Origin of the sequence: Sphingobium sp. (genome assembly GCF_032153725.1) — a bacterium.
Classification (GTDB): domain Bacteria; phylum Pseudomonadota; class Alphaproteobacteria; order Sphingomonadales; family Sphingomonadaceae; genus Sphingobium.
On sequence record NZ_JALDYQ010000072.1, the window covers coordinates 1 to 23,656 of the forward strand.

Sequence of the window (23,656 nt, forward strand, 5' to 3'; positions counted from 1 at the left end):
CATCTGAAAGGCAGCGGGACCCCGGATCAAGTCCGGGGTGACGGATAACAAATGTCAGCTAATAGCTAAAACAGAACATTGTTTCGGCCATTCCCGCCAGTGACTACCCCTCCCGCCCATAGGCAGCCACAGTTTCCACCTCGGCCCTGTCGCCCAGCACCACGCCCACGCGCTGGTGCAGCCCGGTCGGCTTCACCGCCATGATCCGCTCATGACCGTTGCTCGCCGCGCCGCCGGCCTGCTCGATCAGGAAGGCCATGGGGTTCGCCTCATACATCAGCCGCAGCCGCGCCTTGTCGGCATAGCGGTGATCCGCTGGATAAAGGAAAATCCCGCCCCGCTTCAGGATGCGATGCACGTCCGCCACCATCGAAGCGGTCCAGCGCATGTTGTAATCCTTGCCCAGCGGCCCCTCGCTTCCCTGAATCCGCTCCTCGACATAGCGGGCGATGGCGGGCGACCATTGCCGCCGCCGCGCCATGTTGATGGCGAACTCCGCATTGCCCTGCGGCATCTGCATCGGCCCATCGGTCATCCGCCACGACCCGATTTCCCGATCCAGCGTGAATTCATAGACGCCCGTGCCGATGGTCAGCACCAGCAGCGTCTGCGGCCCATAGATGGCATAGCCCGCCGCGACCTGCTGCGTACCGGGCTGGAGGAAATCCTGCTCCGTCACCTCACGGCCCGAACATTCCTCCGGCGCCTTCAGCACGGAGAAGATCGTGCCGACCGTCAGGTCGACGTCGATATTGCTGGACCCGTCGATCGGATCGAACAGCAGCAGATATTCACCCTTGGGATAGCGATTGGGGATGCGATGGATCGTCTCCATCTCCTCCGAAGCCATGGCGGCGAGGTGCCCGCCCCATTCATTGGCGTCCAGCAACAGCTCATTGGCGATCACGTCCAGCTTCTTCTGAACCTCGCCCTGTACATTCTCGCTGTCCAGGCTGCCCAGCACTTCGCCCAGCGCGCCCTTGGAAACGCTGTGGTTGATCGTCTTGCACGCGCGAGCGACGGTTTCGATCAGCAGGCGCAGCTCGGACGGCAGCGCATTGGCCTGCCGCTGCTGCTCGATCAGGAAGCGGGTGAGGGTGATGGACATAGGCGGTTTACTCGCTCAGGAAGGAATGCATGGAACCGGCATAGGCCGTAGCGGCCGGAACGGCATCGGAAAAGCGCATATTCATGACGCGCCAGTGACGGGGGACGATCCGTTCACGCATCGAGACTGGCCGCGACGTCCGGCCCATGCGCGAACAGCGTCGCTTCGCGCACCTGTTCGGGCGAAGGACGGATGCCGGTATAGAGTATGAACTGCTCGACCGCCTGAAGCACGACGACCTCGCCGCCGGAAATGACCGCCTTGCCCGCCGCCCGCGCCGCCCGGACAAGGGGCGTCTCGACCGGCAGCGCCACCACGTCGAAGGCGCTGTCGCAGGCCGCGATGAATTCTTCCGGAAAGGCCATCGCCTCGCTGTCCGGTCCCTCCATCCCCATCGGCGTCACATTGATCAGCAACGGCGCGCCCGCGTCCGGTAAATCCGCCCGCCAGTCATAGCCATATTGCCCGGCCAGCGCCCGCCCCGCCGTTTCATTGCGCGCCACGATGGTGCCGTCCCCAAAACCCGCATCGCGCAGCGCGGCCACTGCCGCCTTCGCCATGCCGCCGCTGCCCCGCAACAGAAAGGGCAGGGGTTTCGCCATGCGCCGCTCCAGCAGATCGCGTACCGCCGCATAGTCTGTATTATAGCCGGTCAGCACGCCCTCATCGTTGACGATGGTATTGACGCTGTCGATCGCCCGCGCCGACTCCTCCAGCCGGTCGATCAGCGGAATCACCGCTTCCTTGAACGGCATGGAGATGGCGCAGCCCCTGATCCCCAGCGCCCTGATGCCGCCAATGGCCGCAGGCAGGTCGGTCGTGCTGAAACTCTTATACACATAATCCAGCCCCAGCAGCTCATAGAGCCGGTTATGCAGCCGCGACCCCGCATTACCGGGGCGCGCGGACAGGGACATGCACAAACGGGTATCGCGTCCAATCGGGGGCTTCATGCCTGCTTCCTGCTCCTGAGAAGGGGCGCGGCGCTGGAGCCGCGGGTGATGAGTTTTCCGGCCAGCACGACTTTGCGCGCCGCTGCTTGCGGATGGGCGATCCGGTCGACCAGCATCGCCATCGCCGTGCGGCCGATCTCCTCCACCGGCTGCGCGATCACGGTGATGCCGCCGCCGACCAGTTCCATCCAGTCATCATTGTCGAATCCCGCCAGCGCCACATCCCGCGGCACCGACCGGCCGGTTTCATGCACGGCCCGCATCACCGCCATCAGCATGACGCCATTGCTGGCGATCAGCGCGCTCGGCGGATCGGCGCGGCCCAGCAATTCCGTCACCCGCCGTTCCGCCTCGCCCGGTCCATGGGCGACGGACAGCGCCTCCGCCTCCATGCCCAGCGCTGCGGCGGCCTGCTCGAAACCCGCGCGCCGTTCCATGCCGGTGGAACTGGCCGCGCCGAACAGCCCCGCGATCCGCCGGTGGCCCTGTTCGTGCAGATGCTCGACCAGCATCGCCGCCATGGCGCCATTGTCCAGCACCACCCGGTCATGCGTCGATCCCGGCGCGGCCCGGTCGATCAGCACGACGGGAAAATCCAGCGTCGCCTTCGCGGTCCTGTCCACCCCTTGCCGGGTTGGGGCCAGGATCACCCCCGTCACCCGCTCCTCCTGCATCAGTTGCAGATACATGGCCTCCTTGGCCGGGTCCTCGTCAGTGTTGCACAGGATCACCCGCTGCCCCCGCGCATAGGCGATGTCCTCCACCGTCCGCGACACGGCGGTGAAGAAGGGGTTGCGGATATCGGCGACGATCAGCGCGATGGTGTTGCTGTGTTTCGACCGCAGCCGCCGCGCCGCCAGATTGGGCCGGTATCCGGTCGATTTGACCGCCGCCAACACGCGCTCCTTCATCGCCGGATCGACCGACCGGCCCGACAGCACCCGCGACACGGTGGCGGGGGACACCGCCGCGACTCGGGCTACATCCTTGATTCCAACGCTCATGCGAGAAATCCTTTTCTTCATCCTCTCGCTCAATGAAACGGAATATGGCCGATTCAAGGGGGATTTTGCAACCCACTTGACAGAATTATCAGAAAACGTTTTCTTATGCGTCGAGAGGAAGTCATGAAAGGCGTGCATCATCATGATCGCTGAACCCCTAAGCGTCGGAACCAGCGCAGGGACCGAAGAACTGATCCGCATCGACGCCCATGCGTCGAGCAAGGAGGACGCGATCCTGCAAGCGGGCCAGTTGCTGGTCGCCGCAGGCTGCGTCGCGCCCGGTTATGAACAAAGCATGGTCCGCCGCGAGGCTGTGGCGAACACCTATCTCGGCTCCGGCGTCGCCATCCCGCACGGGCTGGGCGAGGATAAGGGGCTGGTGCGCCGCGACGGCATCGTGGTCCTGCAACTGCGCGAGGGGATCGAATGGAACCCCGGTCAGCGCGCCCATCTGGTGGTCGGCATCGCCGCCAGTTCCGACAGCCATATCGCGATCCTGCGCCGCCTGACCCGCCTCATTCAGGATGAGGCGCGGCTCCAGACCCTGCTTGCAACCGACGATCCGGCGGTCATCGCCGCCGCCCTCGATCAAGACACCACACCCTCCGAAACCCGGCCGCCAGCCAGCGATCTGGCCGAAAGCGTCGCATGGACGGTGGACTATCCGGCGGGTCTGCACGCCCGCCCGGCCTCGGTCTGGTCGGAAGCGGCCAAGGCCGGGGCCACCCCCATCCGCATCCGCCATGGCGACGACATGGCCGACCCGCGCAGCCTCGTCTCGCTCCTCCAACTGGGGCTGAAGGCAGGCGACCGCATCAGCATTTCCGCAGGCGCTCGCCCGGCGCTGGACCAGTTCCTGCGCACCGTCACCGGCCTCACCGCCCGCGAAAAGGCCGATGCCGCCCGCGCCGCCGAAAAGGCGAAGGCGCCGGTGCGTGGCTGGAAGCCGGTGGGAGCGCCGACGATGATCGCGGGCGTCGCCGCCAGCCCCGGCCTCGCCATCGGCCCGGTCCATCTGCTGGCCGCCGCCGAGCTGGACGTGCCGGACCAGCCGGTCGATCTCGTCACCGGCGGCGCTCTGCTCAATGACGCGCTGGTCCGTACCAAGGCGCAGATGAAGGCGCTGATCGATGACACCACCCGCCGTCTGGGCGCCGCCGATGCCGCCATTTTCGCGGCGCAGGCGGGGCTGCTGGACGATACCGACCTTATCACGCTCACCTGCCAGCTGATGGTGGAGGGCCATGGCGTCGCCTGGTCCTGGCACCGGGCGATAGACCGCATGGCAGGGCAGCTTTCCGCACTGGGCAATCCAGTGCTGGCTGCACGCGCCGCCGATTTGCACGATGTCGGCCGGCGCGTGTTAGCCCAGATCGATCCGGCGCTCGGCGTCGGCACGCTGGCCGACCTGCCGGAACAGCCCTGTGTTATCGTTGCGGCGGACCTGTCGCCCTCGGACACGGCGACACTGGACACGAGCCGGGTGGCGGGCATCGCGACCGCGCTGGGTGGCCCCACCTCGCACAGCGCGATCCTCGCCCGCACATTGGGCCTGCCCTCGGTCGTGGCGGGCGGCGCGGACCTGCTGGCGCAGGCTGCCGGAACCACCGCCATTGTCGATGGCGACAGCGGCCGTGTCTGGCTCAACCCCTCCGAAGCGGACATCGCCTCCGCGCGCAACTGGATCGCAGAGATTGCGGCCAAACGCGCCGCCGAGGAAGCCGAACGCTCCAGCCCCGCACGCACTGGCGACGGGCATGACCTTGCCATCGGCGCCAATGTGAACCGGCCCGATCAGGTACCCTTCGCCTTGTCGCAGGGCGGGGAAGGGGTGGGCCTGATGCGCACCGAATTCCTCTTCCTCGAACGCGGCGACAGCCCCGGCGAGGATGAGCAGTTCGCCATTTATCGCGACATGATCGACGCGTTGGAGGGCCGCCCGCTGATCGTTCGCGCGCTCGACATTGGCGGCGACAAACAGGTCCCGCATCTCGACTTGCCGAAGGAGGAAAACCCCTTCCTCGGCGTGCGCGGCGCCCGGCTGCTGCTGCGCCGCCCCGATTTGCTGGAACCGCAATTGCGCGCCCTCTACCGCACCGCAAAGGGCGGCGGCGACCTGTCGATCATGTTCCCGATGATCACCTCCGCGTCGGAACTCATCACCCTGCGCGAACGCTGCGAGGCGATCCGCGCCGCCCTAGACGCGCCGATAGTCCCCATCGGCATCATGATCGAGGTCCCCGCCGCCGCGGTTCAGGCCGATGCGCTGGCCGCCCATGCCGATTTCTTCTCGATCGGCACCAACGACCTCACTCAATATGCGCTCGCCATCGACCGGCAGAACCCGGACCTTGCAAGCGAAGCCGACAGCCTGCACCCCGCCGTGCTGCGCCTGATCGCCATGACCGTCGAGGGCGCGCGCAAACATGACCGCTGGGTCGGCGTCTGCGGCGGCATAGCAGGCGATCCCTTCGGCGCGGCGCTGCTGACCGGCCTTGGGGTGAGCGAACTCTCCATGACCCCGCGCGACATCCCCGCCGTGAAAGCCCGCATCCGCGCCAGCCACCTCACCGACCTCCAGGCCCTCGCCGCCCGCGCCCTCGACGCGACAAGCGCCGCGCAGGTCCGCGCGCTGGATGGGGAGGAGGCGTGATGGCCGTCCTGACCCTCACCCTCCATCCCGCCATCGACCAGACGGTGACGCTGGACCGCCTCATCCCCGGCGAAGTCCACCGCGCCCGCGCCGCGCGGCAGGATGCAGGCGGCAAGGGGATCAACGTCGCCAGCTGCCTCGCCGATTGGGGCGTGCCGGTGACGGCCATGGGCCTGCTCGGCGCGGAAAATGCCGCCCCCTTCGACGCGCTGTTCGCCGCCAAGCCGATCACCGACCGTTGCCAGCGCCACCCCGGCGGCACCCGCGTCAATCTGAAGCTGGTCGACGCCAGCGGCACCACCGACATCAACATGGACGGCGCCCCAGCCACCCCGGCGAGCATCGAAACCCTCACAGCCACCCTCGAAGCGGCGGCAGCCCCCGGCGACCTCATCATCCTGTCCGGCAGCCTGCCTCCCGGCTGCCCGCCCGACATTTACGCCCGCCTGACCGCAGCGCTGAAGGCCGGGGGCGCGCGCGTCCTGCTCGACAGCAGCGGCGAACCGCTCCGCCACGCGCTGGCGGCGGATCTTCTGCCCGACATCCTCAAGCCCAACGCCCATGAACTGGCCGAATGGCACGGTGGCACCGATGATCCGCAGCGCATCGCCGCCGGATTGATCGAACGCGGCGTCGACCTCATCGCCGTTTCCATGGGCGATCAGGGCGCGTTGTTCCTCACCCGTCAGGAAGCGTTGCATGCGCGCCTGTCGGCGGAACGCGTCGAAAGCACGGTCGGCGCGGGCGACGCCATGGTGGCGGGCCTCGCCGCCGCCCTCAGCGAAGGCGCGGGGCTGGAGCGGATCGCCCGCCTGTCCACCGCTTTCGCCGTCGGCAAGTTGGGTCGCGCAGGCCCGCATCTGCCGGACCAAAGCATAATCGAGGCCCTCGCCGCCCGCGCGGAAATAAAAGCCTTCATAGGAGAGAAGCAATGAGCAGGATTTTCGCGGTGGTGGAGGCCGGCGAGTCCGGCGTCACCGGCGTCCTTGCCGGGGAGGCGCTGCGCAAGGCCGCCCGCGCCGAGGGCCGCGCCATTGAAATCGAGCTGCGCACCGCCCAAGGCGTCGTCAACCCGCTGCCCGAAGATGCCGATGGCGACCTTCTGTTCATCGCGCCGGAAGGAATGGACAGCCCCGCCGAAACCCGCCCCCACCGCCGCCTGACGCTGGAGGCCGTACTGGCCGATCCCGCCGCCGCGCTGGCTGGGGGAGGGGCCAAAGCAGCAGAGGCCGCAGTTCCACTCGCCACGCCCCGCATCGTCGCCATCACCTCCTGCCCGACCGGCATCGCCCACACCTTCATGGCGGCCGAGGGCCTGACCGAAGGCGCCCGCCAACTCGGCTATCCCATCCGCGTCGAAACCCAGGGTTCGGTCGGCGCGGGCAATCCGCTGACGCCCGAGGAAATCGCCGCCGCCGACATCGTGCTGATCGCCGCCGACCGCGAAGTCGACCGCAGCCGCTTCGCGGGCAAGCGCGTCTTCACCTCCAGCACCAAGCCTGCCATCACCGGCGGCGCGAAGCTGATCGAACGGGCGTTGGCCGAGGCGAAGCAGCAAGCGGCGTCTGCCACGCCAACCGCGCCCGCCGCCAAGGAACGCACCGGCCCCTACAAGCATCTGATGACTGGCGTGTCCTTCATGCTGCCCTTCGTGGTGGCGGGCGGCCTGCTGATCGCGCTCGCCTTCGCGCTGGGCGGCATCCACGCCAATGAGGATGCCGCCGCCGGAACGCTGGCCCACACCCTGTTCGAAATCGGCGCCAAGGGCGGCTTCGCCCTGATCGTGCCCGCGCTGGCGGGCTATATCGCCTTCTCCATCGCGGATCGCCCCGGCATAGCCCCCGGCATGATCGGCGGGATGCTCGCCGCCAATCTCGGCGCGGGCTTCCTCGGCGGCATCGCGGCGGGCTTCATCGCGGGCTATGGCGTCGACGCACTCAACCGCCTGATCCGGTTGCCGAAGAACCTGCAAGGCCTGAAGCCCGTGCTGATCCTGCCGCTGCTGGGCAGCCTGCTCACTGGCCTGCTGATGATCTATGCGGTCGGCACGCCGGTCGCCATGGCGCTGGCCTTCCTCACCGACTGGCTGCGCGCCATGCAGGGATCTAGCGCGCTGCTGCTAGGGTTGATCCTGGGCGCGATGATGGCCTTCGACATGGGCGGCCCGGTCAACAAGGCCAGCTACGCCTTCTCCGTCGGCCTGATCGCGAGCCAGGTCTACACCCCCATGGCCGCCACCATGGCCGCGGGCATGACCCCGCCGCTGGCGGTTGCGCTCGCCACCCGCCTGTTCCGCAACCGCTTCACCACGGAGGAACATGAAGCCAGCGGCGCCGCCGCCGTCCTTGGCCTCGCCTTCGTGACGGAGGGCGCGATCCCCTTCGCCGCCCGCGATCCGCTGCGCGTCATCCCCGCGCTGATGACCGGATCGGCCATCGCCGGGGCCATCTCCATGGGCGCAGGCGTCGAACTCAAGGTGCCCCATGGCGGCCTGTTCGTCCTGCCCATCCCCGGCGCCGTCACCCATGTCGCCGCCTATGCCGGAGCCATCGTCGCCGGAACGCTGGTCAGCGCCGTGCTCGTCGGCCTGCTGAAGCGCCCCGCAGCTTAGAGTGCTTCCGACTTTGATTGCATCAAAGTCAGCCTCGAAATCACTCTGAAGGACAAGAAAATGCGCAAGTCCCTGTTCGGCGCCGCCTGCTGCGCGGCCGCCACCGCCCTCGCCATGCCTGCCGCCCACGCGCAGGAGGTCGATCCCGTCAGCTTCTCGCTCAGCTATACCGGCGAAGCGGCCACCAACCTCTCCGGCGGCCTGCGCCGCGAGGCTGCCTATGCCGGGCAGGTCTATGTCGGTGCGGATGTCGATCTGGACCGGATCGCCGGGATCGGCGGCGCGACGATCCACGCCGCCATCACCAACCGCCATGGCGAAAACCTCTCCGCCCTCGCCATCGGCAACAACACCTCCGTGCAGGAAATCTGGGGCACGCAGAACACCCATCTCGCCATCCTCACCTGGCAGCAGACATTCCTGAACGGCGCCCTCGATGTCGAGGCGGGCCGCAGCCAGGCGAACATCCATTTCCTCAATTCCCCGCTCTACTGCCATTTCCAAAGCAACAGCGGCTGCGGCAACCCGACCTTCGTGTTCAAGAACAGCAATTTCACCTATTTCCCCGCCTCCAGCTGGATGATCCACGCCAAGGCGCATTTCACTAACGAGATCATGCTCCACGTCGGCGCCTATGAAGTGAATCCCGACCGCAAGCGGGCCAGCGACCATGGCTTCAACTTCAGCACCAGGAACGCCACCGGCGTCATCATCCCCTGGGAACTCAGCCACAATACGGACTCCCATCATTATATCCTCGGCGGCTGGTTCGACCGGGGCGATTATGCCGATCCGCTGCGCGACGATCAGGGCGGCATCGCCATCCTGACCGGCCGCCCGAGCGAGACGCGTCATGGCCGCTCCGGCCTCTATGCCCGCTTTGACCAGCAGTTGACGGAACGTGGCCTCAGCCTGTTCGGCGTCGCCATGACCAACCTGTCGGGCCGCGTCGAGGAAAGCCACTTCCTCGAACTCGGCCTGGTCCAGACGGGAACCTTCGCCGGGCGCGACAAGGACACGATCGGCTTCATGGTCAACGACCAGCGTTTCAGCGATCTCGCCATGGAGCGGATGCGCGCTGCGGGCGGCCAGCCCCGGCGCCACCAATATATGATGGAATTGGCCTATGGCGCGCAGATCAACCCCGCCATCCGCCTGTCGCCCAATGCCCAATATATCCTGCACCCCGACCAGAGCGGCGCGCCCTTCCGCAGCAAACCGACGAAGGACGCCTTCATCCTGGGCTTCAAATTCACCGTCGATGCCATGGCGCTGCTGCGCCGGTGACGATCAATAGGCGAAGCGCAGCGTGCCCATCACGCTGCGTGGCGCGGCATAATAGGCCTGACCCCACATCAGGCTGGCCAGATATCGGGTGTCGGTCACATTGCGCACATTGATGCTGGCGGTCACCCGGTCGACCGGCTTGATGCTGGCCATCAGGTCCAGCACGGCATAATCCTTCTGCCGGATGACGATGTCCCGGCCCAGTCCCGTATCGGTGGTGCTGATATCGCCCTGCCAGCGCAATTGCGCGCCCAGTTTCAGGTTACGCAATTCGGGCACATGATAAGTCGTCGCCAGCTTCAGTGACTGTCGCGGTATATAGGTGCGTGTACGATTGCCGTCCTGACCCTCGATCTTCAGCCCGGTATAGCCGCCGCTCACTGACCAGCGATCCGTCACCATGCCGGTCAATTCGATCTCGAAGCCCTTGGAAGTCGTGTCGACGCCTGTGGAATAGCTTTCGCCGGGGCTGAATTCACCCGCCGTTTCGGCCAGATTCTTCTGCCGCGCGCGGAACAGCGCCGCGCTGGCATAGAGCCGTTTGTCGAACCATTCGCTCTTGATGCCGCCTTCGATGCTGCTGCCTTCGGCCGGGTCGAGCCGCCGGTGATTGATGTCGACCTGGATTTGCGGATTGAAGATGTCGGTATAGCTTGCATAGAAGGATATGTTGGGCGTCGCGTCGAATATCAGCCCGGCATAGGGGCTGATCTTGTTGTCCTTGCGATACTGATCCACGCCATAGGACGCGCCGGTGGTCTTGAGCCAGAAGGCGCTCGCGCCGACGACCGCCTTCAGCCGATCGGCCAGATTGGCGTGCAGCGCGCCATAGGCGCGGGTCAGCCGGTCGGTCATATCCTCCTGCAACGCCACGTCCGGATAGGCCGGTTCGGCCAGCGTCAACCCGTTCGTCGCCCATTCGCTGACGGACGGATAGGCGGGGTAGCTGGCGTGAAAACCCTCATATTCCCGGCTGTCGCTGCGCGCCGTCGAAATGCCGAAGGCCAGTTCATGCTCCCGCCCGAACAGTTTGACAGGGCCGGATGCCTGGAAATCGCCCAGATACTGGTCCAGCGGCGACCGGTATTTGCCGGTCATGCCGTAAAGGCCCAGCCCCGTGTCGCTGTCCGGATAGCCAAAGGCATAGAGCAGCTTCGCGTTGCTGGCGCGATGGTTGTAGGTGAAGCGGCCGGTCGCCTTCCATCCATTGTCGAAGGCATAGGCCAGTTCGGCAAAGACGGTCTGGTTGCTGACGTTCCAATAGGTCCAGTCGGTCGAGGTGGATGCCGACACCGGATAGGCGACCCGGCCGCCATCGCTATAGAGCAGCGGCAACGAGCCCCAGAGCACGCCGTCCGCATCATTGTCCTGCCGCGTATAGCCGACCGTCGCCCTGAGCTGCGGCGTGACGTCCCAATCGACGATCGCGCCATAGACATTGCGGTTCACATGATAATGGTCGAGATAGCTGTCCTTGTCCTCATGAGCGAAGATCAGCCGCGCCGACACGGTGCCCGATGCATTCAGCGGACCCGAAATATCGGCCTCGATGCGCTTCTGGTCCCAGCTTCCCAGCATGACGGAGGCTGATGCCTGCAATTCCCTGGTCGGCCGTTTGCGCACATAGTTGATCGTGGCCGACGGATTGCCCACGCCGGTCATGATCGCATTGGCGCCGCGAATGGCCTCCACATTCTCGAACAGCGCGGTGTCCAGGTCCCCGAACTGGATGCCCCAGCGCAGCGGCAGGCCGATGCCGTCGACCTGGAAATTGGTGATGTCGAACCCGCGCGCATTATAATAGGTGCGATCCGTCTCGACCCGCTCGACATTGATGCCGACCACCTGGGCCAGCAGGTCGTTCACATTGGTCAGCGCGAAATCCTCGATCCGCTCGCGGTTGATGACGGTCAGCGATTGCGGCGTTTCCCGCAGGGTCAGGGCGAGCCCGGTGGCTGATGCAGTCTCATCCGTGATCGCGCCGGTGACGACGATATTGTCGACCTCCGCCGCGGTTTCGGCATGGGCTGGGAAGGCCCAGCATGCCGACAGCGTGGAGGAAAGCAGAACGGTACGTAGCGCGATGGACATGAATGGAAACCCTTTTGCCGCTCGATGAACGATGCAGCAGGGCCTTATTGAGAACAATAATGCGAGTCAATTGCAAATAAGGGGTGATGTGACGCGACCCTTCCCCAACCCCATCCGTCACCCCAGCGAAAGCTGGGGTCCCAGGCCAGATCGCGCTGCGTCTCCTGAGATGCCAACGTTCGCTGGCATGACGAAAGGACTCCGATCACCTCACCCTGGCGGCGGTGATGATGATCTCCACCTTATAGTCCGGGCTGGCCAGCTTCGCCTCGCCGGTCGCGCGGGCAGGGGCCTCGGCATCCGCGATCCACGCGTCCCAGACAGCGTTCATCTCGGCAAAGTCGGTCATGTCGGCCAGCCAGATCTGCGCCATCAGCATATGGTTCCTGCTGCTGCCGGTGCGTTCCAGCAGGGCGTCGATCTCGGCCAGCACGGCCTTGGTCTGGGCGGTCACGCTCTCGCCCGGCGCGCCGATCTGCCCCGCCAGATAGATGGTGTCGCCATGGATGACGGCCTCGCTCATGCGCGGGCCACGGTCGATGCGGGTGATGGTCATGGGAAAGCTCCTTGAGGTTTAACGATAACGGCTGATGGCAAGGTCCGCAGTCTCGATCCCGGGTTTCCGCCCGCCGATGATGTCCGCGATCACATGCCCCGACCCGCAGGCCATGGTCCATCCCAAAGTGCCATGCCCGCTGTTGAGGTAGAGGTTGGAAATCCCGGTCGGCCCGATCACCGGCGTGCTGTCCGGCGTCATCGGCCGCAACCCCGACCAGAAGCTGGCCCGTGAAAGATCACCCGCGCCCGGAAACAGCGACCCCACCGAATATTCCAGCGTATCCCGCCGCGCCTTGGGCAGCCCCCTGGAATAGCCGGACAGCTCCGCCATCCCGCCAACCCTGATCCGGTCGCCCAGTCGCGTGATCGCCACCTTGTAGCTTTCGTCGAGCAGCGTCGACACCGGCGCGCGCCCTTCCTCGATGATCGGCACGGTGATCGAATAGCCCTTCACCGGATAGACCGGCAGCCTGATCCCCAGCGGCGCCAAAAGCAGCGGCGAATAGCTCCCCATCGCCACCAGATAGGCGTCCGCGGTCACATGCCCCCGGTCGGTTTCGACATGGCTGACCCTGCCGTCCTGCACCGCGATCCGCCCGACGGTCCGGCCGTTGAGGAAGGTCACGCCCTTCGCTCTGGCCATTTCCGCCAGCTTATTGGTGAACTTGAAACAATCCCCCGTCTCGTCATTGGGCAGCCGCAAACCGCCCGCCAGCGGCACGCCGCTGCTCGCCAGCCCCGGCTCCGCCGCGATGCAGCCCGCCGCGTCCAGCACTTCAAAGGGCACGCCATCGGCCTTCAGCACGGCAATGTCCTTGGCGATGCCGTCCAACTGCTTCTGCTCGCGGAACAGCTGCAAGGTGCCCTGGCTGCGCTCGTCATAGGCGATGCCCGTCTCGCGCCGCAGGTCGATCAGCCGGTCGCGGCTATATTCCGCCAGCCTGACCATTCGGCTCTTGTTCACCGCATAGGACCGCTCATTGCAATTGCCCAGCATCGCCACCATCCAGCGCAGCATGGCCATGTCCATTTGCGGCCGCAGGATCAGCGGCGCATGCTTCATGAACAGCCAGCGCAACGCCTTCATCGGAATCCCCGGCGCCGCCCAGGGGGATGCATAGCCCGGCGAAATCTCCCCCGCATTGGCGAAGCTGGTCTCCAGCGCCGGGCCGTCCTGCCGGTCGATCACCGTCACCTCATGCCCGGCCTGCGCCAGATACCAGGCGGAGGTGACGCCGATCACGCCGCTGCCAAGAATGGCGACCTTCATGCCGTGATGCTCCGCTTCTGTTGGACGGGCAGCGCCGCGCGATAGTCGCGGCCATAGCGCTGCCCGATCTGGGTCAGGATTTCATAGGAAATGGTGCCGGCGTCGGCGGCCACGTCATCGATCGTCTGGTGGGGGCCGATCAGTTCGACCGGCGCGCCGGGATAAAGAAAGACGTCCGGCACGTCGGTCACGTCCAGCGTGATGCTGTCCATCGACACACGCCCTACGATGGGCACGCGAATGCCGTTGATAAAGGCCGATCCTATATTGCTGAGATGGCGCGGCCAGCCATCGGCATAGCCGACAGGGATGGTCGCGATCCGCGTCGGACGCTCGCAGCGATGGGTCAGGCCATAGCCGACGCCCGCCCCGGCAGGAATCCCACGCAACTGGCTGATCCGCGCTTCCAGCGCCACCACGGCGCGCATCGGATTGGGCGCCCCCTGCGGCGCGCCGCCGTAGAGCGCGATCCCTGCGCGCACCAGATCGAAATGCTCGCGCGTCAGGAAAGCGCCGCCGCTATTGTCCAGCGCGCGCGGCACATCGGGGAAATGCCGGGCCAGCGCCTCGAAATTATCCCGCTGCACGTCATTAAAGGCCGCATCGGGATCGTCCGCGCAGGCCAGATGGCTCATGATGAGTTGGAGGTCGATGCCGTCCAGCCGCTCGCGTTCTGCGACAAGGATCGCGACCTCCTCCGGCGGCAGCCCCAGCCGCGACATGCCGCTGTCCACCTGAAGCGCGGCAGGCAGGCGCCGCCCCAGCGTCCGCGCCTGCTGCGCCCAGCGCGCAATCTGGTCGAGCGAGTTCAGCACCGGGATCACCCCGATCGCCGCGCAATCCGTCTCGGCGCCGGGTTGCAGCCCGTTAAGGACGAACAGCGCCACGCCTTCCCGCAGCGCGGGCTTCAACGCCACCGCCTCGCCCAGCAGCGCGACGAAGAAATGGCGGCATCCCGCGTCCAGCAGCGTGGCGGCGACATGCTCCGCGCCCAGGCCATAGCCATTGGCCTTGACCACCCCGGCGACCGTGGCGGGCGCGACCTGGCGCTGGATGATCCGGTAATTTTCGGCCAGCGCGTCCAGATCGATGCGCAGCACGGTTCCGGCGGTATCAATCGATGGCATGGCGCTCCCTTTCGACAGAAGGCTACCGCGCTATCTTGTGAATAGGCTCCCAAATATTCGAATGATCATCTATTGAAGACGAATTATCAGACGATCCTTCGCAGGAAATGCAAGTAATGACAGAATCGCTCGACGCCACGGACCGTTCCATCATCCGCCTGCTGCGGCTCAATGCCCGCCGTCCCAATTCGGAGATCGCGGCGGAGGTCGGCCTGTCCCCCTCCGCCTGCCATCGCCGCATCCGCCTGCTGGAGGATGCGGGCGTCATTCGCGGCTACACCATCGTCACCGCCCCGATCGCGCATGAAGGCCGCGCCGTCGACGTGCTGGTGCAGGTGACGCTGGACCGCCAGACCGAAGATTATCTGGCCCGCTTCGAACATGCGGTGCGGCAATGCCCGGAAATCCGCGAATGCTTCCTGATGACGGGCGGCGTCGATTACTGGCTGCGCGTCCAGACCGAAAGCGTCGCCGCCTATGAGGCGATCCACAGCGAAATATTGTCGCGCATGCCCGGCGTCACCCGCATCAACAGCAGCATCGCCATGCGCGACGCCCTGCGCCCGCGCAAATCTGCGCGACGCTAACCGACAATGCCACCGTGTTCCTGCGCAGGCAGGAACCCAGTCCCGCCGCCTGAACCGGGCTTTCATGAGCCGCTTGTCTCGTTCGAGTCAGGCTGCGCTTATTTCCCTGTCCTACAGCACCCCATAATCGCTATGGCCGCGCCGGTTCTTTGACAGGCGACCCGCCAAATAGGAAAATCAACAGAAAAGGGCGCTTCCCCCTACTTTCATCGTGTCACCTATGTCACCCTGATCGCCCCGGCACCGGCTCAAATCCGCTTCGCGATCGCGCCCGCTGCCCAGCCCATGCCGACCGCCAGCATCATCGCGACCAGTCCATAGAAAAAGGGCCATTGTTCCGCCGCGACCGCCATGAAGCGTTCGAACCCCGACTTGCGGATGGTGATGTCGCGCACCGCCGCCGCCACCACGCGGCCGTCCTGCACCAGGAAAGTCTCGGCCGTATAATCGCCCACGATCACCCGTGCCGACAGCGGCAGCCGCGCCCGGTAGAGCACGCCGTCCGTGATCTCCACCGTTCCCTGCTGCTCGACATAAAGACCGGCGCGCTCGCGCAGATCGATCAGCCCTTTCTGGAACCGGTCCAGCTCCGCGCTGTCGTTGAGCGAGGAAGGGGAAAGCTGGAGCTTGTCCACGCCCATTTCGTATATCGCCGCCGTCCGCTCATCGACGATCCTGCCGATCGGACGGGAGGATGCGATGGCATAGAAGCTCGGCGCGGAACGAAAGCGCGCGCTGTCGGCATTGACCCAGATGCCCGCGACCTTCTGCTTCTCGCGCATGGTGATCGACTGGTCGGGGCCTTTCAGCACGACCATGATGTCGGGTCGTTTCTTGGGCTGCCGTCCGTCCGGATAGACGATCGCCCCGAACAGCAGCAGGTCCGCGCCGGTGAAGCTGTACTGGATCTCGACCTCGCGCTGGGATACGTCCGGCACCAGCATCGGCTCTTCCGCCGCTGTCAGGAACAGCAGGGCAGCGGGCAGCGCCAGAAGCGCGCGTCGCTTCACCGAACCTCGACCGTGTAGATTTCGTCTGGCCGAAATCCCAGGCCCAATGCCATGCGCGCCGCCACCAGCAGCACGATGGCGGCCAGCAGGATCCGCAGATATTCCGGCCGGATCGTCATCGAAATACGCGTCCCCACCTGCGCGCCGGTGACGCTGCCGATCAACAGCAGCAGGGCCAGCACCAGATCGACCGCATGGGTGGTCATGGCGTGCATCATCGTCGTCGCCATGGTCACGAACAATATCTGGAACAGGGACGTCCCGACCACCGACTGGGTCGTCATGCCCAGCAGGTAAAGCATCGCCGGAACCAGTATGAAGCCGCCGCCCACGCCCAGCAACATGGTGAGGATGCCGGTCGCCAAGCCTAGCAGCAGCGGCGCCAGCGGCGATATGTAAAGCCCCGAGCGATAAAAGCGCCACCGCATCGGCATGGCGGCGACCAGCGGGTGGTGCCGCCGCTTTCGCGCTTGAACTTTCTTGCCGGTCTTGAGCGCGATCAGGGCCTGGATGGACTCCTTCGCCATCAGCGATCCGATGCCGCCCAGCATCAGCACGTAAAGAATGCCGATCACCGTGTCGATCTGCCCGACGGCCTGTAGCAACCGGAAGATCAGCACGCCCATCCCCGCGCCGATCACGCCGCCCGCGATGAGCACGCCGCCCATGCGGAAATCGACGGTGCCGCGGGACATGTGCGTGACGACGCCGGACACGCTTGCACCCGTGACCTGCGATGCAGCGGAGGCCGCCGCCACTGTCGGGGGAATGCCGTAGAAGATCAGCAGCGGCGTGGTCAGGAATCCGCCGCCAACCCCGAACATGCCCGACAGCAGGCCCACCACGCCCCCCAAGGCGATGATGACCAGCGCATTCACAGACAGGTTGGCGATCGGCAGGTAGAGGTCCATGGAGTCTTGGGGTTAAGCCCAATATGCGGAGAGATAAAGCGCTCCCGCCTAAAAATCCGCGCCAAGCGTGACGGCAAGCCCGGATGCCGGCGCCGCGCGGCCGCCGATCCGTTCGCGCCATTCGATCCCGAGCCTTGCCGACACCGGCCTGAACGGCAGCCGGACCTGAAGTTCCGGACCGATATCCAGCCGCTCGACCTGCGGCTGCGCGCCGCCCGACAGGCTGGCGCCGATCCGCAGGGGGGAATGGCTGATCGGCGACAGCAGCGACATCTTGCCGTCGACGAAAAAGTCGTTCGACCGGAAACCGACCATGCCGCCCTGCGCATAGGCTTCGATTTCCAGCGAAGACACGATCGGTTTTGGCCCGAAACCGCCCACCACGATCAGGGCATTGGCGTTGCGCCCGCCCTTGCCAAGCGCAATCCGGCGCTCCGCCGCAAGGCTGATCGGAACAGCGCGGGCAGGCTGCCAGGACAGGCCCAGTGCCGCTTCGGGAGAAGCCGGACGGTTCAACGCCGCGCTGGCCCTCGCATAAGCCGTCGCGCGGCTGGAAGCGAGTGGCGTCAGGTCGAAATCGATGCGGACACCCGCCTGCGACCCGCCAAGCCTGCCCCCTGCGATGGCATCGGCCCGCGTCGCGCTCCCGTCGCGCCACAGCAGCCACGCGCTGGCACGCCAACGGTCAGCGCCCGCCGCATGCGGAGGCACCAACGGTGTCGCGAGGGCCGGATTGATCGCTTGGGCGGCTGTCGCGGCGCGATCCTCCGCTCGCATGGTGCCCGCGGGGATGGCCGAGGCTTTGGCAGCCATATGCATGAACGCGGGAATCGTCCGAATTGCCCTGCCTGGTCCGACGGTCTGCAACCCTCCATGCTGACCGGCGGGAACAGGCATCGGCCCCTGGTCCACGAGCGTCTGCCAATGCAACAGCTTGTCCTTTCGCGCCGAAGCCGGCCAGATTTTTGGACGCGCAGGACGCAAGGGGTGCTTGTCGATCGGTTCGCCCCATATATCACCGCCCGGACTTGCCAGGCGGATGACGATCCAACCAGCCATGACAAGGGCGAAGAACCGAACCGGCCGTCCGCTTGCGGTATCGTTCATGCCGGCGATTCCAGATCGGGAAAGCGGTGCTGCGTCTTGTCCCATGTCAGGGGCTTGCCGATCAGCGACTGGACATATTGGAACGTCGCGCGCCGGGCCGCCATCATCGCGATGATATTGGCGATGACGGTGCGCGGCACCGCGCCCAGTCCAAAGGCCCAGCCATAGCTGCTTCCCACGAAAATGGCGCGCATCGCCATGCGCCAGGTCATGAAACCGAAGTTGACCCACAACAGTGCTTCGACCGTTGACGACGGCCGCGGGGCAGGAGCGACGCCCAACAGGTTTCCAACCAGCAGAAGGCCCCACAGCAGCAACGCCAGATAGGCCGTGAACAGAACGAAGGCGGACAGGGCGGCGCGGCGATCGCGCATGCGCATCCACCATTCGGCGGGGCCGCCCTGCCATCCCATGCGATCCCACCCGGCGAGCGAAATGCCGACCATCCACCGCGCTTTCTGCTTGACGGCGTCCTTCAGGCTGTCGGGGAAATATTCCCGGGTGGCGACCAACTGCCCCTTATCATCGCGCATCCGGACGAAGACGCCACGCCCGCCCATATTGCTGATGCGCAGGCCCACTTCATAATCTTCGGTCAGCGATCCCGGGTCGAACGGTCCTCCGTTCGCCGGGTTCACAAGACGTTCCAATGTCTGCCGCTCGAAGGCGCAGGCCACGCCCGCCGAGGGCACCGACGCGCCCATGGCTTCGCGCACCGTCAGATATTTCCCATGGCTCTCCGCAAATTCATCACAATAATGATTCGCAATAGCTTTTGACCACCAGCCACCATGACCGGGCAGCGGCAGGACCGGCAACTGGACCAGTTGAAAGCGATCCGTCATCACGTCGAACAACCGAATTTCTTCGCGATGAATGACATCTTCTGCATCATGCAAGACGATCGCCTTGAAACGGATGCCCGTGCGCGCCTCCTCCCGGAGCATGCTGCGCCAGACCACATTCAGGCAATGGGCTTTGGTGGTCGGCCCATGCTGTTCGTTGATGCAGAGGATCAGCCGTTCCTCGTCGGCGGCCAAAGGCGCGACGACAGCCAATGTCGCCTGGTCATTGGGATAAAGGCCGATGAAAATTCGATAATCCTGATGTCCCCAATTGACGAGGGCATTGCGCAGCATTTGTCCGATCACATCCGCTTCGCGCCAGGCCGGGATGAAGATGGCGATACGCCCTGGCCGCGTGGAAGCGGGGAGGGTAGCAGTCGTCATCCGTTGATGGCGGGAGTAGACGATCATTTTGCGCCATAACCGGCGGCACAGAAAGACGACATCTATGATGAAATCATCCACGCCGCCTATCGCCAGCCCCACTATGGCGAAAAGCAGAATTTCATGATGGACCCTCGCCAATATGGCGAAGAATATGTCTTCCACGGTTCAAGCCCCCTCGATCCCCGGCCGGGGCCTATGGCAGCAAAGCATTGATTCTCAAATAGCTATTCGTTCTCCTTACGTAATAATCACGAAGATTGATCCGCAGAATACATTCCCTAAGGATGCCGAGCAGGGAGTAGTTTGCCATGGTGAATCGTCCGCGGTCGGCACTGCGTGATTTCTTGACCAGCGAAGCGGGGGGCGGGGTCTTGCTTATGGTCGCAGCTGTCCTCGCCCTGCTCCTGGCGAACCTGCCTGGCGGCAAGCATGCCTATCATGCGCTGGTTCATGCCCAAATCGGCCCGGTTTTGGCGCAGGAAATGGGGCCAATGACCGTCCATTCGTGGATCAATGACGGGTTGATGGCGATTTTCTTTTTGGCTGTGGGATTGGAGATCAAACGGGAACTGGTCGACGGCGATCTTTCAACCGGGCAGCGGCGTCGTCTGCCCTTTATCGCAGCGGTTGCGGGTATGGTCGCGCCTGCCTGCGTCTATCTGTTGTTCGTCAAGGGGCGGCACGAACTGGCTGGCGGCTGGGCGATCCCGGCGGCCACCGACATCGCCTTTGCCATAGGGGTCGCGGCGCTGCTTGGCCGGCGGGTGCCCGCTTCCCTCAAGCTGATGTTGACCGCGATCGCGATCGTTGACGACATGGGCGCTGTCGCGATTATCGCTTTGGCCTATACGCAGCATATCGACGTTCCGGCCCTGTGCGCGGCCGGCGGCGTGCTTCTGCTCATGTTCGCGATGAACCGGCTGGGCGTCTGGAAGTTGGCGCCTTATCTCCTGGCTTTTGCGGCGCTATGGTATTTCACGCTTCTGTCCGGCGTGCACGCGACGGTGGCGGGCGTGCTGACGGCGATGTCCATTCCCATCAGACGCACGCCGGGCGAGCCGGACGCCGCCGATAGCCCCCTGCATCGCCTGGAATATGGCGTTCATCCATGGAGCGCCTATCTGATCGTGCCGCTTTTCGGTTTCGTGAATGCAGGGATTTCGCTTGATGCCGCTGGTTTTGGCGCGCTGTTCACGCCTCTGCCAATGGGAGTGGCTTCCGGTTTGTTCTTGGGCAAGCAGACCGGCATTTTCGCGGCAATATGGATTGCGGACCGGGTGGGCCTGGCGAAACGGCCTGCCGGAGTGAACTGGATGCAAATTTACGGAATGGCGCTTTTGTGCGGCATTGGCTTTACCATGAGCCTTTTCATCGGGGCACTCGCTTTTCCTCATTCTCCCATGTTGGTCGAGCAGGCCAAGATCGGCATTCTTGCCGGATCGTTGCTTTCCGCTATCGTCGGCTATGCTATTTTGCGAAGGGGAAGGTGCCGCTAGTCTGGCGCCATTCTCCGTCAGACTGCTCCAATCCTGCGCCGGATGGAATCGCTTGCCTATTTGTGCGATGCTATTCTGCGCTAGCCGTAGAGCGAGTCGCACCCGGTGCGATGACCCCAGCCAATCTCTTTCAGTGATCAGGTAGGAGGGTGAAATATGAATGGGGAGATGGATGTCAACTATCTGCTGCACAGGCAGCAAGTGGCATTGATCCGCGCGCAGATGAGCCGTTCCATAAAGGGTCGGGAAGCCTATGAGGGCCTTGCGCGGGGGTATATAGATCAGATCGACGCTTACAGGCGTGAGAATGAAAGGCTGCTCGATCTGGCCCATTAGGGTCTGATCATCGCCTTCGGATCAGGCGCTCAATGGATAGCCGGTGCCTTTCATCATCGCCGCATTCCTTTTCGAGAACCGCCTTGATCTGTTCCAGATCCGCTTCCGTCAGATGCTCAATGCCGATGAACTCGTTCCGCGCCGTCGACACGGCGCGGATCAGTTCGTCGATCTTGGCCTGAATGGCGGACCCATCCCGATTTTGCGCGTTCTGGATGAGGAAGACCATCAGAAAGGTCACGATGGTCGTGCCCGTGTTGATGATCAGTTGCCAGGTATCGGAAAAATGAAAGAGCGGACCGGTCACGATCCAGGCCAATATGATCGTCACTGCGAGGATGAAGGCGAGGGGCTGTCCGCTCCAGCTTGCCACTTTGTGCGAAAATGCCCCGAAAATCCTGTCCATTGCGATTATCTCCCGCGGCGGCGCGTTCATTTAGCCTTCATTCAGCCTATGGTTGCCATGTAGGCGGGATGACCACCATCCCTCTTCGAACGCTCGGCCTTGGGCTCGGCTCCACGCTCCTTTTCCTGTCATCCTGCGCGACCATGTCGCCCGAATCGCGCCTGCGCGCTGGGCTGCTCGATGCCGGTTTGTCGCCCCGCATGGCTGGGTGCATGGCCGAAAGGATGGCGGACCGGCTCAGCATCACGCAACTGCGCCGGCTCCAGTCCTTGGCTTCGCTCCGCAAGTCTCACATGGGCGACATGACAGTCGATCGTTTCCTCTACAAGGTCCGCGCGCTGGAGGATCCGGAGATATTTTCCGTGACCAGCAAGGCCGCTCTGATCTGCGCGATCGATCGCTGATTTTGCAATAAATCGGGGCCGGGCTTTGCAAAGGTTTTGCAATTTTGCAAAGTCGTTTTGCGAAATTCGCTGGCATTGCCGGTTCGCCTGTGCTTAGCCGCTGACCAACAAGTTTCAGCGGAAAGGACGGGCAAGCCCCCATGAACATCCATGAATATCAGGCGAAGGAACTGCTGGCGAAATACGGCGCGCCGATCGCTGCCGGTTACGCCGCTTTCTCCGTCGAGGAAGCCGTCGAAGCCGCGAAGAAGCTGCCCGGGCCGCTCTATGTCGTGAAGTCGCAAATCCACGCTGGTGGCCGCGGCAAGGGCAAGTTCAAGGAACTGGCTCCCGAAGCCAAGGGCGGCGTTCGCCTCGCCTTCAACCTCGATGAAGTGAAGGCCCACGCCACCGACATGCTCGGCAACACGCTGGTCACGATCCAGACCGGCGAAGCGGGCAAGCAGGTCAACCGCCTCTACATCACCGACGGCGCTGACATTGCGAAGGAATTCTACCTCGCTCTGCTGGTTGACCGCGCTACCAGCCGCATCGCTTTCGTCGTGTCGACCGAAGGCGGCATGGACATTGAAGAGGTCGCCCACTCGACCCCGGAAAAAATCCACAGCTTCTCGGTCGATCCGGCCGCCGGTTTCCAGCCGCACCACGGCCGTTCGGTCGCTGCCGCTCTGGGCCTGACCGGCGATCAGGCGAAGCAGGCCGCCAAGGTCGCCTCGTCGCTCTACGCTGCGTTCCTTGACACCGACGCTGAGCAGATCGAGGTCAATCCGCTGGCGCTGACCGAGCAGGGCAACCTGCTGGTCCTCGACGCCAAGGTCGGTTTCGATGGCAATGCCATGTTCCGTCACAAGGACATTGCTGAACTGCGCGACCTGACCGAAGAAGATCCGGCGGAAGTCGAAGCTTCGGAATATGACCTCGCCTACATCAAGCTGGACGGCAACATCGGCTGCATGGTGAACGGCGCGGGCCTCGCCATGGCGACGATGGACATCATCAAGCTGAACGGCGAATTCCCTGCTAACTTCCTGGACGTCGGTGGTGGCGCCAACAAGGAAAAGGTGACCGCGGCCTTCAAGATCATCCTGAAGGACCCGGCGGTGAAGGGCATTCTGGTCAACATCTTCGGTGGCATCATGAAGTGCGACATCATTGCCGAGGGCATCGTCGCCGCCGCCAAGGAAGTGAACCTGTCGGTTCCGCTGGTCGTTCGCCTGGAAGGCACGAATGTCCAGCAGGGTAAGGACATCTTGGCCCAGTCCGGCCTCGCGATCGTCCCGGCGGACGATTTGGGCGACGCGGCCAAGAAGATCGTGGCGGAAGTGAGGAAGGTCGCCTGACCCGACCTTTCGCCTGAACGAGACACCAAAGGGTGCGGGTGGTCCGGAAACGGACTGCCCGCGCCCGTGTTCGCATTGCGGACTTGGCGTGAATAAACGGAGGATGTGCAGATGAAGATCCTTGTGCCCGTGAAGCGGGTTATCGATTATAATGTGAAGCCGCGG

General features: G+C 64.4%; 21 protein-coding genes. 9 read left to right on the top strand and 12 right to left on the bottom strand.

Going from position 1 to position 23,656, the window contains the following annotated elements; genetic code table 11:
- Positions 1-103: 103 nt before the first annotated feature.
- From RUH75_RS19005 to RUH75_RS19015, 3 genes are all read right to left on the bottom strand, one after another.
- Positions 104-1,108, bottom strand: coding sequence for a class 1 fructose-bisphosphatase (locus RUH75_RS19005; protein WP_313808750.1), 1,005 nt, complete (start codon positions 1,106-1,108; stop codon positions 104-106).
- A 113-nt stretch (positions 1,109-1,221) separates the two neighbouring features.
- Positions 1,222-2,061, bottom strand: a complete 840-nt coding sequence (locus tag RUH75_RS19010; protein ID WP_313808752.1) for a shikimate 5-dehydrogenase — start codon at positions 2,059-2,061, stop codon at positions 1,222-1,224.
- Positions 2,058-3,065, bottom strand: coding sequence for a LacI family DNA-binding transcriptional regulator (locus RUH75_RS19015; protein WP_313808754.1), 1,008 nt, complete (start codon positions 3,063-3,065; stop codon positions 2,058-2,060). Before RUH75_RS19015 ends, RUH75_RS19010 begins: the two co-directional genes overlap by 4 nt.
- A gap of 142 nt (positions 3,066-3,207) precedes the next feature.
- Here RUH75_RS19015 and ptsP point away from each other — a divergent pair, with 142 nt between their 5' ends.
- The 4 genes from ptsP to RUH75_RS19035 are packed head-to-tail and all read left to right on the top strand — an operon-like array spanning position 3,208 to position 9,616.
- A complete protein-coding gene (gene ptsP / locus RUH75_RS19020; RefSeq protein WP_313808756.1) occupies positions 3,208-5,718 on the top strand; it encodes a phosphoenolpyruvate--protein phosphotransferase in 2,511 nt (836 codons plus the stop codon).
- Entirely contained in the window at positions 5,718-6,653 is a 936-nt protein-coding gene (locus tag RUH75_RS19025; RefSeq protein ID WP_313808757.1) for a 1-phosphofructokinase family hexose kinase, read from the top strand. Before ptsP ends, RUH75_RS19025 begins: the two co-directional genes overlap by 1 nt.
- On the top strand, positions 6,650-8,329 hold the full coding sequence (locus RUH75_RS19030) for a fructose-specific PTS transporter subunit EIIC (protein WP_313808758.1): 1,680 nt from the start codon (positions 6,650-6,652) through the stop codon (positions 8,327-8,329). The genes RUH75_RS19025 and RUH75_RS19030 overlap by 4 nt, the downstream gene beginning before the upstream one ends.
- Positions 8,330-8,389: 60 nt before the next feature.
- Positions 8,390-9,616 (top strand): carbohydrate porin, encoded by a 1,227-nt coding sequence (locus RUH75_RS19035; protein ID WP_313808760.1) that lies wholly within the window; start codon positions 8,390-8,392, stop codon positions 9,614-9,616.
- A 3-nt stretch (positions 9,617-9,619) separates the two neighbouring features.
- Here the strand turns inward: RUH75_RS19035 and RUH75_RS19040 are convergent, their stop codons facing one another.
- From RUH75_RS19040 to alr, 4 genes are all read right to left on the bottom strand, one after another.
- A complete protein-coding gene (locus RUH75_RS19040; protein WP_313808761.1) occupies positions 9,620-11,707 on the bottom strand; it encodes a TonB-dependent siderophore receptor in 2,088 nt (695 codons plus the stop codon).
- Between the two features lie 205 nt (positions 11,708-11,912).
- Positions 11,913-12,263 (bottom strand): RidA family protein, encoded by a 351-nt coding sequence (locus RUH75_RS19045; protein ID WP_313808762.1) that lies wholly within the window; start codon positions 12,261-12,263, stop codon positions 11,913-11,915.
- An 18-nt stretch (positions 12,264-12,281) separates the two neighbouring features.
- Positions 12,282-13,535, bottom strand: a complete 1,254-nt coding sequence (locus tag RUH75_RS19050) for a D-amino acid dehydrogenase (protein ID WP_313808763.1) — start codon at positions 13,533-13,535, stop codon at positions 12,282-12,284.
- Positions 13,532-14,662: an alanine racemase gene (gene alr / locus RUH75_RS19055; RefSeq protein ID WP_313808764.1), complete on the bottom strand. Its 1,131-nt coding sequence runs from the start codon at positions 14,660-14,662 to the stop codon at positions 13,532-13,534. Before alr ends, RUH75_RS19050 begins: the two co-directional genes overlap by 4 nt.
- Before the next feature lie 116 nt (positions 14,663-14,778).
- On the opposite strand from alr, the gene RUH75_RS19060 reads away from it, so the two are divergent.
- Complete coding sequence (locus RUH75_RS19060; RefSeq protein WP_313808765.1) at positions 14,779-15,249, top strand: Lrp/AsnC family transcriptional regulator; 471 nt, start codon at positions 14,779-14,781, stop codon at positions 15,247-15,249.
- Between the two features lie 248 nt (positions 15,250-15,497).
- Here the strand turns inward: RUH75_RS19060 and RUH75_RS19065 are convergent, their stop codons facing one another.
- Genes RUH75_RS19065 through RUH75_RS19080 form a run of 4 tightly spaced genes read right to left on the bottom strand, consistent with a single transcriptional unit; the run spans position 15,498 to position 19,662 of the window.
- Positions 15,498-16,259 (bottom strand): TIGR02186 family protein, encoded by a 762-nt coding sequence (locus tag RUH75_RS19065; RefSeq protein ID WP_313808766.1) that lies wholly within the window; start codon positions 16,257-16,259, stop codon positions 15,498-15,500.
- Positions 16,256-17,170 (bottom strand): sulfite exporter TauE/SafE family protein, encoded by a 915-nt coding sequence (locus tag RUH75_RS19070; RefSeq protein WP_313808767.1) that lies wholly within the window; start codon positions 17,168-17,170, stop codon positions 16,256-16,258. The genes RUH75_RS19065 and RUH75_RS19070 overlap by 4 nt, the downstream gene beginning before the upstream one ends.
- A gap of 48 nt (positions 17,171-17,218) precedes the next feature.
- A complete protein-coding gene (locus RUH75_RS19075) occupies positions 17,219-18,277 on the bottom strand; it encodes a hypothetical protein (RefSeq protein WP_313808768.1) in 1,059 nt (352 codons plus the stop codon).
- Positions 18,274-19,662: a glycosyl transferase family protein gene (locus RUH75_RS19080; protein ID WP_409592399.1), complete on the bottom strand. Its 1,389-nt coding sequence runs from the start codon at positions 19,660-19,662 to the stop codon at positions 18,274-18,276. Before RUH75_RS19080 ends, RUH75_RS19075 begins: the two co-directional genes overlap by 4 nt.
- Before the next feature lie 155 nt (positions 19,663-19,817).
- On the opposite strand from RUH75_RS19080, the gene nhaA reads away from it, so the two are divergent.
- Both nhaA and RUH75_RS19090 read left to right on the top strand, forming a co-directional pair.
- Complete coding sequence (nhaA, locus tag RUH75_RS19085) at positions 19,818-21,005, top strand: Na+/H+ antiporter NhaA (RefSeq protein ID WP_313808770.1); 1,188 nt, start codon at positions 19,818-19,820, stop codon at positions 21,003-21,005.
- 156 nt (positions 21,006-21,161) lie between these two features.
- Positions 21,162-21,341 (top strand): hypothetical protein, encoded by a 180-nt coding sequence (locus RUH75_RS19090; protein WP_313808771.1) that lies wholly within the window; start codon positions 21,162-21,164, stop codon positions 21,339-21,341.
- 7 nt (positions 21,342-21,348) lie between these two features.
- Here the strand turns inward: RUH75_RS19090 and RUH75_RS19095 are convergent, their stop codons facing one another.
- Positions 21,349-21,747 carry a low affinity iron permease family protein gene (locus tag RUH75_RS19095; RefSeq protein ID WP_313808772.1) on the bottom strand — a complete coding sequence of 133 codons (399 nt, stop codon included), beginning with the start codon at positions 21,745-21,747 and terminating at the stop codon, positions 21,349-21,351.
- 68 nt (positions 21,748-21,815) lie between these two features.
- On the opposite strand from RUH75_RS19095, the gene RUH75_RS19100 reads away from it, so the two are divergent.
- Together RUH75_RS19100 and sucC are read left to right on the top strand one after the other, a co-directional pair.
- Positions 21,816-22,151 carry a hypothetical protein gene (locus RUH75_RS19100; RefSeq protein ID WP_313808773.1) on the top strand — a complete coding sequence of 112 codons (336 nt, stop codon included), beginning with the start codon at positions 21,816-21,818 and terminating at the stop codon, positions 22,149-22,151.
- A 140-nt stretch (positions 22,152-22,291) separates the two neighbouring features.
- Positions 22,292-23,491, top strand: a complete 1,200-nt coding sequence (gene sucC / locus RUH75_RS19105) for an ADP-forming succinate--CoA ligase subunit beta (protein WP_313808774.1) — start codon at positions 22,292-22,294, stop codon at positions 23,489-23,491.
- Positions 23,492-23,656 lie beyond the last annotated feature (165 nt).